Genomic DNA, 11,214 nt, shown 5'->3' on the forward strand with positions numbered 1-11,214 from the left:
GTTCACCGTTCGGCGTCTACGGTCCGTTCGGCCCCTTCGGCGGCCGTGTCCGCGCCGTGCTGGGCGGCCAGTCCGGCACGCAGCCGGCCGAGGCCGGCGAGGGCGGCGACCACGCCGAGCAGGCCGGCGGCCAGCGGTACCCAGTAGCCGGCGGCGGCTCCGGAGGCGTCGACCACCCAGCCGGCGGCCGAGGAACCGACCGCGACGCCGAGCGCCAGGCCGGTGGTGGTCCAGGTCATGCCCTCGGTGAGCTGGGCGGCCGGGACGAGCCGCTCGACCAGGGCCATCGCGGTGATCAGGGTGGGGGAGATGGCGATGCCGGCGACGAGCAGCGCGCCGCCGACGGCGACCAGCCCGCCGATGCCGTGCACCGCGTGGGCGACCAGCAGCAGCGGCACCATGCTGATCGCCATGAACAGCACGCCGCCGAGGAAGCGCACCGCCATCGAGCCGGTCAGCTTCAGGGTGCCGAAGACCACGCCGGCGACGCAGGAGCCGAGCGCCCACAGGGCGAGGATCACGCTGGAGATCGACTTGTGGCCCTGGGCCTCGGCGAAGGCGACGGTGACCACCTCGACCGATCCGAAGATCGCGCCGGTGGCGACGAAGGTGACGATCAGTACCTGGAGGCCGCGGTTGAGGATGACCGAGCCGCCCTCGTGCCGGGCGGCCGGATGGACCGGTGGTTCGGTGGAGCGCTGCCCGGCGAACAGCAGGACGCCGACGGCGAGGAAGATCCCGGCGAGCAGCACGCCGGCCTCCGGGAAGACGGAGGTGGCCAGGCCGATGGCGAGGATCGGGCCGACGATGAAGCAGACCTCGTCGACGACGGCCTCGAAGGAGTAGGCGGTGTGCAGCTTGCCGGTGTCCTCGCGGTAGAGGTGGGCCCAGCGGGCGCGGACCATCGCGCCGGTGCTCGGCATCACGCCCATGCCGGCGGCGAAGACGAACAGGGTCCAGTCCGGGGCCTTGAGCCGGGCGCAGAGCAGCAGGCCGGTGACGGCGACGACGGTGATCGCCATGGCGGGGACGATGATCCTGCGCTGGCCGTGCCGGTCCACCAGTCGGGAGACCTGCGGGCCGAGGATCGCGGCGGAGACCGCCAGACAGGCCGAGACCAGGCCGGCCACTCCGTAGGAGCCTCTGAGCTGGGACAGCATGGTCACGATGCCGATCCCGGTCATGGAGATCGGTAGGCGGGAGACGAAGCCGGTGGAGGAGAAGGCCAGAGTGCCGGGGGAGGCGAATATCTGGCGGTAGCTGGACAGCACGGGAGCTCCGGGCAGGGGGAGTAAGGAACAAGGCTGGCAAACACAGCTTACGTACGTTGGCAAACAGTATTTTTCGGACACCCGCGCGGCCCCGGCGACGGCGTCCGGCCCCTCAGTGGCAGGATCGGTGCCATGTCCGACGCGCGCAAACCCTCCCCCTCCGGCGCCGCCCCGTACGACGCCCTGCTGCTGCTGTCCTTCGGCGGGCCCGAGGGCCCCGAGGACGTCGTCCCGTTCCTGGAGAACGTCACCCGTGGCCGCGGCATCCCCAAGGAGCGGCTGAAGGAGGTGGGCAAGCACTACTTCATGTTCGGCGGGGTCAGTCCGATCAACGGGCAGAACCGCGAGCTGCTCGCCGCGCTGCGCAAGGACTTCGCCGAGCAGGGGCTGGACCTGCCGGTTCACTGGGGCAACCGGAACTGGGCGCCCTACCTGGTCGACACCCTGCGGGAGATGGCCGCCGACGGTCACCGCCGGATCGCCGTGCTCGCCACCAGCGCCTACGCCGGCTACTCGGGCTGCCGCCAGTACCGGGAGAACCTGGCCGACGCGCTGGCCGCGCTCGCCGAGGAGGGCGTGCCCGCCCTGCGGGTCGACAAGCTGCGGCACTTCTACAACCACCCGGGCTTCGTCGAGCCGATGATCGACGCCGCGCTGGCCGCCCTGGCGGAGCTGCCCGAGGCCGTCCGCCCCGGCGCCCGGCTGGCGTTCACCACCCACTCCATCCCGGAGGCGATGGCCGAGACCTCCGGCGCCCCGGACGACCCGGCCCGCGGCCGGCCCGGCGGCGCGTACGTCGCCCAGCACCTGGACGTGGCCCGGCTGATCGTCGCGGCGGTGGCCGAGCGCACCGGTGTGGCCGACCGGCCGTGGGAACTGGTCTACCAGAGCCGCAGCGGGGCCCCGCACATCCCGTGGCTGGAACCCGACATCTGCGACCACCTGGAGGCCCAGCACGCCGACGGCGCGCCCGCCGTGGTGATGGTCCCGATCGGCTTCGTCTCCGACCACATGGAGGTCAAGTACGACCTCGACACCGAGGCCACCGCCAAGGCGGCCGAACTCGGGCTGCCGGTGGCCCGCGCCGCCACCGTCGGCGCCGACCCCCGGTTCGCCGCCGCCGTGCGCGAGCTCGTCCTGGAGCGGGCCGCCACCGAGCGCGGCGAGCGGGTGGTGCGCTGCGCCCTCGGCACCCTCGGTCCCAGCCACGACGTGTGCGCGGTGGACTGCTGCCCCAACCCGCGCGCCCCGCGTCCGGCCGTCGCCGAGCGCTGACCGCGCGCCCCGGCCGCCCCGGCTGTCCGGACCGCCCCACCCGTCCTGTCCGTCCCGTCCGTCCCGGAGGAGAACCCCGTGCCCACCCCCGCCCTGCCCGACGACCGGCTCCTCGACGACCTGCTGGAGGTCGCCCTGGACGCGGCCCGGCAGGCCGGTGCCCTGCTGCGCGACGGCCGCCCGGCCGACCTCGGTGTGGCCGGTACCAAGAGCAGTCCGGTCGACGTGGTCACCGAGATGGACCTGGCCTCCGAGAAGCTCGTGCTGGAGCTGATCACCGACCGCCGCCCGGAGGACGGCTACCTCGGTGAGGAGGGCGCCGAGCGGCCGGGCACCAGCGGGGTCCGCTGGGTCGTGGACCCGCTCGACGGAACGGTCAACTACCTTTACGGGCTGCCCTCCTGGGCCGTCAGCGTGGCCGCCGAGGTGGACGGCCGGGCGGTCGTCGGCGTGGTGTACGCGCCGGCCCGCGGCGAGCTCTTCCATGCCGTCCTGGGCCGCGGGGCCCGCCTCGACGGCCGCCCGGTCTCGGCCCGCCCGGCCCCGCCCTGGGGCCAGGCGCTGATCGCCACGGGCTTCAACTACGTCCAGCCGGTGCGGGTGCGGCAGGCCGAGGTGCTGCTGGCGCTGATGCCGCAGGTGCGGGACATCCGCCGGGGCGGGGCGGCCGCGGTGGACCTGTGCGACGTGGCCGCGGGGCGGCTGGACGGCTACTACGAGCGGGGCCTGGCCCCCTGGGACCGGGCGGCCGGCTGTCTGATCGCCACCGAGGCCGGCGCCCTGGTCGGCGGCCGCCCCGGGCACGGGCCGGACGGCGAGCTGACCGTGGCCGCCGCCCCGGGGGTGTACGAGCCGCTCCAGGAGCGGCTGGCCGAGCTGCGCGCCTGGGCGGACTGACCGGTTCCGGCCGTCCGCCGCCCCGGAGCCCCGGTGGCGGCGGACGGCCCCGGACATGCGAAGAGCCCTGACATACGGGGGATGCCAGGGCCTGGGTTCGCACGGCCCCCGCAGGGCCGCTGGTGCCGGAGGTCCGGCGACGGGTCGGTGTGCCGGACGGGTCAGGCAGCGGTGCGGTGGCGCTCCAGCACCGTGTCCACGCCGTGCTCGGCGGCGAGTCGGCGGAGGTCGTCCAGCTCGGACTGCTCCACCTCGGCGAGGAACTCGTCCCCGGCCTCGATCGCGCGGTGCAGGTCCTGCTCGGCGTTGGCTATGCGCTGCAGGATTCCGGCCTTGAAGGCGTCCATACGGGCCCCCTTACTGTGTCGGACGTGCACGGTCGTGCGCTCTCCGCCCCGGGGAGGTCCAGCCGGTGAAAGCACCCAGGCCGGATGGTGGTGAATCTCCGGATGGATGCGGAGCGGCCGCGGGCCGCTTCCGGTGATGCCCAGCCCCAGGGCCGGCGCGGATGAACGCACGGCGGGTGGGTGCGACCGGCCGTCGGCCAGATCGCGGGTGTGCAGCTGTCCTCCCCGCCCCCACGGCGGGGAAACCTTCCGGCGCGAGAAAGTTGCCTGTGTCACAGTCCAAGCGGAGTGGTCCGGATGCGAACGGTCACCGTCGCGGACCCCGACTCCCTGCCTGAGGGGCAGCTTATCGCTGCTTTACCGCCGGACCAGGCAGGATGGAGGCACCGTCGGAGCCGTGCGTCCGCTTCCGGGGCCGGCCTGGAGAAGGGACAACGACCGTGCGGGTTCTCGTCGTCGAGGACGAGCAGCTGCTTGCCGAGGCCGTCGCGACCGGCCTGCGCCGCGAGGCGATGGCCGTCGACGTGGTGTACGACGGGGAGGCCGCGCTCCAGCGCATCGCGGTCAACGACTACGACGTCGTCGTCCTGGACCGCGATCTTCCGCTGGTGCACGGGGACGACGTCTGCCGCAAGGTGGTCGAGCAGGGCCTGGCGACCCGGGTGATCATGCTGACCGCCTCCGGCGACATCAGCGACCGGGTCGAGGGCCTGGAGATCGGCGCGGACGACTACCTTCCGAAGCCGTTCGCCTTCAGCGAACTCGTCGCCCGGGTAAGGGCGCTGGGCCGCCGCGCGACCATCCCGCTGCCCCCGGTGCTGGAGCGCGCCGGCATCTCGCTCGACCCCGGCCGGCGCGAGGTGATCCGCGACGGCCGCACCGTCCAGCTCGCCCCCAAGGAGTTCGCCGTCCTGGAGGTGCTGATGCGGGCCGGCGGCGCCGTCGTCTCCGCCGAGCAGCTCCTGGAGAAGGCCTGGGACGAGCACACCGACCCGTTCACCAACGTCGTGCGCGTCACCGTGATGACGCTGCGCCGCAAGCTCGGCGACCCGCCGGTGATCGTCACCGTGCCGGGCTCCGGCTACCGGATCTGACGACCGGAGTCCGCCCACCCCGGGACTCCCCGCCGTGAGCGCCCGCCCCGGCGGACGCACCGAGAGGACCATCATGACCACCCCGCCCCCGGCCGGCGGGCCCTCCGGCGCGCCCGCCGGCGGTCCGCGTGCCGTCCCCCCGAAGCCCCTGACCCCGCCGCGCGTCCACCGCCCCGGGCACTACGTCCCCGGCGACGGCATGCTCGCCTGGCTGCCCTTCCGCCCCACCATCCGGATGCGACTCACCCTGCTCTACGGCGGGATGTTCCTGATGGCCGGCGTCGTGCTGCTGCTCCTGATGTACGTGTTCTTCCAGGACGCCGTCTCGTACCTCTCGCCGCGCCAGCTGCTCTTCGACGGCAACAGCGTCCGGGTCACCAGCCCCGACGGCACCGTCCGCACCATGGACACCGCGGCGTTCAACCAGTGGCAGGCCGCCGACTTCCTGGCGCGCTCCAACTCCGCGCTCAACATCCTGCTGCGCAAGTCGCTGACCATGCTGGTCTGCCTCGCCGTGATCGCCTTCGTGGCCGGCTACGCGATGGCCGGCCGGGTGCTGCGCCCGCTCGGCCGGATCACCCGCACCGCCCGCGACGTGGCCTCCTCCGACCTGCACCGCCGGATCGAGCTGGACGGCCCGGACGACGAGCTCAAGGAGCTCGCCGACACCTTCGACGGCATGCTGGACCGGCTGGACCGCTCCTTCGACTCCCAGCGCCGCTTCGTCGCCAACGCCTCGCACGAGCTGCGCACCCCGCTGGCGATCAACCGCACCCTGCTGGAGGTCCAGCTCTCCGATCCGGGGGTCTCGCCCGACCTCCAGCAGCTGGGGAAGACCCTGCTGGCCACCAACGAGCGCAGCGAGCAGCTCGTCGAGGGCCTGCTGCTGCTCGCCCGCAGCGAGAACGAGCTGACCGAGCGGCGCCCGGTGGAGCTGTCCGAGGTGGCCACCCGGGCGCTGGAGCAGACCCGGGGGGAGGCCGACAAGCGCGAGGTCGAGCTGCGCTCGAAGCTCGATCCGGCCATGGCCGCCGGCAACGGCGTCCTGCTGGAACGGCTCGCGCTCAACCTGCTGCAGAACGCCGTCCGCTACAACACCCCGGGCGGCTGGGTCGAGCTGGCCACCACCGCGGTGCCCGGCGGCGGCGAGCTGGTGGTGTCCAACACCGGCCCGGTGGTGCCCGGGTACGAGCTGGAGCACATCTTCGAGCCGTTCCGCCGGATCAAGGGTGCCGACCGCACCCGCAGCGACAAGGGGGTCGGGCTCGGCCTGTCCATCGTCCGCTCGGTGGTGCGCGCCCACGGCGGCACCATCGAGGCCACGCCGCGCGCCGGCGGCGGCCTCACGATGAGGGTCCGCATCCCCTCTCCGTAAGGGTCCAACGCCCCTTCCGCGGGTGACCGTTTCCTGCCGCCCCCGCCAGGCCCGTCAAGACGACATAAGGCCTGGCGGGGGCGGCTTGTCATTTCCGCCCCGAGCAACTTACGGTGTCGTAACCTACGCAACCGTAGGTGAATCCGCCGGCGGCCCGTCGGCGGGTGTGGGGACGTCGTGTCCCCGTCCAGCGCGCCGCGCCCGTCCCAGCGCGTGCCGTCCCCTCAGGAGCAAGACCGTGACCATCGCCCCTGTGCAGAGCAGCTCCTCGCTCGTCGCGAGCGGCTGGACCGACGCGCGGCTGATCCTCGCCCTCGAAGAGGTCGTCGAGAAGGAGCTCAACCGCCACCTGGGCGTCGCCAAGGAGTGGATGCCGCACGAGTTCGTCCCGTGGAGCCAGGGCCGCGACTTCGACGGCGTGCTCGGCGGCGAGGCCTGGGCGCTCGAGCAGTCCCAGGTGACGGCGGTGGGCCGGGTGTCGCTGGTGGTGAACCTGCTGACCGAGGACAACCTGCCCAGCTACCACCACGAGATCGCGACCATGTTCGGCCGGGAGGGTGCCTGGGGCACCTGGGTGCACCGCTGGACGGCCGAGGAGGGGCGTCACGGGATAGCCATCCGCGACTACCTGCTCGCCACCCGGGCGGTCGACCCGGTGGAGCTGGAGCGGGCCCGGATGAGCCACATGTCGGAGGGCTTCGAGTCCGACAACGCGCACAGCATGCTGCACTCGGTCGCCTACGTGGCCTTCCAGGAGCTCGCCACCCGCATCGCGCACCGCAACACCGGCAAGTACGCCGGCGACCCGCTCTGCGAGCAGCTGCTGGCGAAGATCGCCAACGACGAGAACCTGCACATGGTCTTCTACCGGAACCTGCTCAAGGCCGCCCTGGAGATCGCCCCCGACCAGGCCATGCGGGCCGTCGCCGACGTGGTCACCGACTTCCGGATGCCCGGCCACGGGATCCCCGGCTTCGAGCGCGCCGCCGCGCAGATCGCCCTCGGCGGGGTGTACAACCTGCGCATCCACCACGACGACGTGCTCCAGCCGGTGCTGCGGCACCTCAAGGTGATGGAGATCGGCGGGCTCGGCCCGGAGGGCCTGCTGGCGCAGAACGAGCTGGGCGTGTTCCTGGACGGGCTGGACGGCCAGGCCCGGAAGTTCGAGGAGCGCCAGGCCGCCCTGATGGCGCGCCGCGCGGCCCGGAAGAACGCCGGCTGAGGCATCCGGGGCATCGCGCCGACCGGGTGGGGGGGTCGGTACCCCGACCGGTCGGCGTGGGTGGATTTTCCAGGGTTTGCCCTGGAAGATTCCTAACGTGACCAAGCTCACACCGTGTCGCTCCACGATTCCGGGCAACCCCGGAGAGTGATCACCCGCCCAGGGGTGCCGATCGCGGTCCGTGACCGGATTCCGGCCCCGGACCGATCCGCGCGATCGGTCGGCATCCCTGGCGGGCAAGGGATTTCGTGGGCGCCCGCACCCTCCGCGCTCACTGTGCGTGGTCGGTTCGACGGGCCCGGGGAGGGCCGGCGATGGCCCAGCGTGAGGCCTTCCGCAGCCCCGGGGATCAACCCGATGGAGCCCGGGCTGAGTGTCGATTGAGTAACAGGGCTTGAAGTAAGGCAAAATCTCCGCCTCGGGTCGGGCACAAGACCGACCTCCCATGCGTTACGTGCGCTGGAGATACCGCACACACCGCACAACCCGGAGGGGGAGAGCGAAAAATGGCAACCGACTACGACACCCCACGCAAGACCGACGATGACGTCAACGAGGACAGCATCGAGGAGCTCAAGGCTCGGCGCAGCGACAAGAGCAACAGCTCCGTCGACGTCGACGACTTCGAGGCGGCCGAGGGGATGGAGCTCCCCGGCGCCGACCTCTCCAACGAGGAACTCGCCGTGCGCGTCCTGCCGAAGCAGGCCGACGAGTTCACCTGCATGAGCTGCTTCCTGGTGCACCACCGCAGCCAGCTCTACAGCGAGAAGAACGGCAACCCGATCTGCCGGGACTGCGGCAACTGAGCACCGCGGCGGAAAGGGCCCGGTGCCCGCGGCTGCGCCCGCGGGACCGGCACACCGCTCCTTCCGGCCCCGGGCAGCGGGGCCGGGCGGCAGAACCGGGAACCGTCCGCACGGACGGGCCCGGGAGGGCGGAGTCGGCCGGTGAACCGGCCAGGACAAAGTCGTAGGGACGGTCCCGCACCAGCGGAACCGTCCCTCTCCGTATGTCCGGCCACTTCCGGGCCGGTCCGTCCCCGGGCCGGCCGGGCGGCGCCCGGCCGGCCCCGCCTCAGGCGCGGGTGCCGCGCCGGGCGTCCTCCAGGGCCTCCGCCAGCTTCATCGGCGAGCGGGTCGACAGATAGAGGTACGGCGTCGGGTCGGCCGGGTCCGTCACCTCGATCCGCAGCGCCGTCGGGACGTAGCTGCGCAGCAGCATGAAGGCGCGCGGGTCGGCCTTGGGGCCGCGCCAGGCGGCCGCCTCGGCGGGGCTCAGCGCCTGCGCGCCGCCGAGCGCGTCCACCGGGATCCGGGCCGGTCCGGCCACCAGGGAGCCCTGGACCACGCGGATCCGGGCCGAGCCGTAGCTGCTGATCGCGACCGCGCCGGCGGCGATCCCGACCACCAGCCCGATCAGCGCGGCCGGGCCGCTGACCCGGATCAGGACCAGCGTGAGCGTGAGGCCCATCGCGATCGGGAGCAGCCACCAGGAACGCGGCACCGTGAGGCGTTCGTCGTACATGCCCTCCATTGTGGTCGCCCTGACGCCCGGGGCGGGACGCCACCCCCACCGGAGGCTCCCTACCCCTGGGTAGGCTGGGGCCCCGTGACCGGTACGACAGCCCCCAGCACCCCCACCGACCGGCCGGCGCCCGCCATGCCGCCGACCCCGACCACCCCGCCGCCGGACGCCGTCCTGCCGGAGCGCCACCCCCAGGCGCCCGCCCCCGGCACCCGGCTCGGCTCCCACTACGAGCACTGCTTCGGCTGCGGCCCGCAGCACCCCGGCGGCCTGCGGATCGACGCCGTCGCCGGCGAGGGCCTCGACGTCACCGCCGAGTTCGCCGTCCGCGACGCCCACCAGGGCGGCCCCGGCCTGGCCCACGGCGGACTGCTGACCACCGCCATGGACGAGACGCTCGGCACGCTCAACTGGCTGCTGCACGCCCCCGCCGTGACCGGCCGGCTGGAGACCGACTTCCTCAGCCCGGTGCCCGTCGACTCCGTGCTGCACCTGCGCGCCTGGATCACCGGCGTGCGGGGCCGCAAGATCTACAGCGCCGCGGAGGCGCGGATAGGCGGGCCGGCCGGACCGGTCGCCGTGCGTGCTCAAGCCCTCTTCATCCAGGTGAAGCTGGAACACTTCACCACGCACGGTCGCCCCGAGGACATCGAGAAGGTCCTCGACGACCCGGACCTGATGAAGCGCGCACGAGCCTTTGAGGTGAACCCTTGAGCACCACCCCCCGCCCGCAGTTGGACGTCCTGATCAAGCGCATCGACCCCGAGCTGCCGCTGCCCGCCTACGCGCAGCCCGGGGACGCCGGCGCCGATCTGCGCACCACCGTCGACGCCGAACTGGCCCCCGGCGAGCGGGCCGTGCTGCCGACGGGCATCGCCATCGCCCTGCCGGACGGCTACGCGGCCTTCGTGCACCCGCGGTCCGGGCTGGCAGCTCGTTGCGGTGTTGCCCTCGTGAACGCCCCGGGGACGGTCGATGCCGGGTACCGTGGAGAGATCAAGGTGATCGTCGTCAATCTGGACCCGCGCGAGGGGGTCAGCTTCCGCCGAGGGGACCGGATCGCCCAGCTGGTGATCCAGCAGGTCGAGAAGGCCCGTTTCCACGAGGTGGAGGAGCTGCCTGGGTCGGCACGCGCCGAGGGCGGGTTCGGGTCGACCGGCGGCCACGCCGCGGTCTAGCATGCCCGCGGCCTCGCAGGAAGCCGAGCAGGTATTCGCATCGGTCTTGGACCGGGAAGGACAGTGACCGTGTTCCGTCGTCGCCAGAAGAGCGAGGACGCTGTCGAGCAGCTCGCCGACGACGCCATCAGCGCCGACGAGACGGCCGATGACGTCGAAGGTTCCGCCGAGAGCGAGAACGTGACCGACCTGGACCCGGCCGACAAGGTCGGCCTCCCGCCGGCCCCGCGGCCGGACGGTCCGTGGGACCACTCCGAGCTGGAGAACCCCGAGGAGGGACGGGTCGACCTCGGGGGTCTGCTGGTCCCCGGTGTCGAGGGCATGGAGCTGCGCGTCGAGGTCGCCGGTGACGCGATCGTGGCGGCCACCCTCGTGCTCGGCAACAGCGCCATCCAGCTCCAGGCCTTCGCGGCCCCGAAGTCGGAGGGCATCTGGGGGGAGGTCCGGGAGGAGATCGCCAACGGCATCACCTCGCAGGGCGGCCTCATCGAGGAGGAGGAGGGCCCGCTCGGCTGGCACCTCCGCGCCCAGGTCCCCGTGCAGCTGCCGGACGGCACCCAGGGCGTGCAGCTGGTGCGGTTCGTCGGCTGCGACGGTCCGCGCTGGTTCCTGCGCGGCGTGATCTCGGGCCAGGCCGCGGTGCAGCCGGAGATGGCCGGGATCCTGGAGCAGGTCTTCCGGCAGACGGTCGTCGTGCGCGGCGAGTCCCCGATGGCTCCCCGCGACCCGATCGTCCTGAAGCTTCCCGAGGACGCCCAGATGGTCGCCGACGGCGGCGGGGCGGCCGTTGCCGCCGGCGAGGGCGACAACCGCTTCGGCGGCACCTCGCTCGACCCGTTCGCGCGTGGTCCGGAGATCACCGAGGTCCGCTGACCCGGCTCCGGCCGGATCCGCTCGTCGGCACTGATCGCCCCTGCCCGGGAGCCCGGGCAGGGGCGATTTGCATGTGGCGGGCCGGTCCCCGTACAGTTCCGGAGTCGCCGCGGGAGACCGGGGCGGCAAAGCGGAAAGCGAATCCGATGAATGAAACT

The 11,214-nt window shown here is 72.9% G+C and carries 12 protein-coding genes; 9 read left to right on the top strand and 3 right to left on the bottom strand.

Translation table 11 applies throughout. The features are described from left to right. Positions 1 to 2: 2 nt before the first annotated feature. Positions 3 to 1,271, bottom strand: coding sequence for an MFS transporter (locus tag ACWD4P_RS05620; protein ID WP_449778647.1), 1,269 nt, complete (start codon positions 1,269 to 1,271; stop codon positions 3 to 5). A 132-nt stretch (positions 1,272 to 1,403) separates the two neighbouring features. On the opposite strand from ACWD4P_RS05620, the gene ACWD4P_RS05625 reads away from it, so the two are divergent. Both ACWD4P_RS05625 and ACWD4P_RS05630 read left to right on the top strand, forming a co-directional pair. Then, positions 1,404 to 2,546, top strand: coding sequence for a ferrochelatase (locus ACWD4P_RS05625; protein WP_359828936.1), 1,143 nt, complete (start codon positions 1,404 to 1,406; stop codon positions 2,544 to 2,546). Between the two features lie 78 nt (positions 2,547 to 2,624). After that, a complete protein-coding gene (locus ACWD4P_RS05630) occupies positions 2,625 to 3,443 on the top strand; it encodes an inositol monophosphatase family protein (RefSeq protein ID WP_359828935.1) in 819 nt (272 codons plus the stop codon). A 161-nt stretch (positions 3,444 to 3,604) separates the two neighbouring features. On the opposite strand, the gene ACWD4P_RS05635 is transcribed toward ACWD4P_RS05630, so the two are convergent. Further along, positions 3,605 to 3,790: a hypothetical protein gene (locus tag ACWD4P_RS05635; protein ID WP_030057688.1), complete on the bottom strand. Its 186-nt coding sequence runs from the start codon at positions 3,788 to 3,790 to the stop codon at positions 3,605 to 3,607. Between the two features lie 440 nt (positions 3,791 to 4,230). On the opposite strand from ACWD4P_RS05635, the gene ACWD4P_RS05640 reads away from it, so the two are divergent. The 4 genes from ACWD4P_RS05640 to ACWD4P_RS05655 all read left to right on the top strand — a co-directional run bounded on the left by ACWD4P_RS05640 (position 4,231) and on the right by ACWD4P_RS05655 (position 8,287). Next, a complete protein-coding gene (locus tag ACWD4P_RS05640) occupies positions 4,231 to 4,884 on the top strand; it encodes a response regulator transcription factor (protein WP_030057689.1) in 654 nt (217 codons plus the stop codon). Positions 4,885 to 4,957: 73 nt separating this feature from the next. Further along, positions 4,958 to 6,259 (top strand): sensor histidine kinase, encoded by a 1,302-nt coding sequence (locus ACWD4P_RS05645; RefSeq protein ID WP_449778648.1) that lies wholly within the window; start codon positions 4,958 to 4,960, stop codon positions 6,257 to 6,259. 238 nt (positions 6,260 to 6,497) lie between these two features. Then, the gene (locus ACWD4P_RS05650) at positions 6,498 to 7,481 is read left to right on the top strand and encodes an acyl-ACP desaturase (protein WP_449778649.1); all 984 of its coding nucleotides are present in this window, start codon (positions 6,498 to 6,500) and stop codon (positions 7,479 to 7,481) included. Between the two features lie 506 nt (positions 7,482 to 7,987). After that, positions 7,988 to 8,287, top strand: a complete 300-nt coding sequence (locus ACWD4P_RS05655) for a DUF4193 domain-containing protein (protein ID WP_359828933.1) — start codon at positions 7,988 to 7,990, stop codon at positions 8,285 to 8,287. A 268-nt stretch (positions 8,288 to 8,555) separates the two neighbouring features. Here the strand turns inward: ACWD4P_RS05655 and ACWD4P_RS05660 are convergent, their stop codons facing one another. Next, positions 8,556 to 9,005, bottom strand: coding sequence for a DUF3093 domain-containing protein (locus tag ACWD4P_RS05660; protein ID WP_449778650.1), 450 nt, complete (start codon positions 9,003 to 9,005; stop codon positions 8,556 to 8,558). Positions 9,006 to 9,140: 135 nt separating this feature from the next. On the opposite strand from ACWD4P_RS05660, the gene ACWD4P_RS05665 reads away from it, so the two are divergent. The 3 genes from ACWD4P_RS05665 to ACWD4P_RS05675 all read left to right on the top strand — a co-directional run bounded on the left by ACWD4P_RS05665 (position 9,141) and on the right by ACWD4P_RS05675 (position 11,056). Next, complete coding sequence (locus ACWD4P_RS05665) at positions 9,141 to 9,719, top strand: PaaI family thioesterase (RefSeq protein WP_449778661.1); 579 nt, start codon at positions 9,141 to 9,143, stop codon at positions 9,717 to 9,719. After that, the gene (gene dut, locus ACWD4P_RS05670) at positions 9,716 to 10,183 is read left to right on the top strand and encodes a dUTP diphosphatase (protein ID WP_359828931.1); all 468 of its coding nucleotides are present in this window, start codon (positions 9,716 to 9,718) and stop codon (positions 10,181 to 10,183) included. The genes ACWD4P_RS05665 and dut overlap by 4 nt, the downstream gene beginning before the upstream one ends. A gap of 69 nt (positions 10,184 to 10,252) precedes the next feature. Then, positions 10,253 to 11,056: a DUF3710 domain-containing protein gene (locus tag ACWD4P_RS05675; protein WP_449778651.1), complete on the top strand. Its 804-nt coding sequence runs from the start codon at positions 10,253 to 10,255 to the stop codon at positions 11,054 to 11,056. Positions 11,057 to 11,214 lie beyond the last annotated feature (158 nt).

The organism is Kitasatospora sp. NPDC002543, from assembly GCF_053594915.1.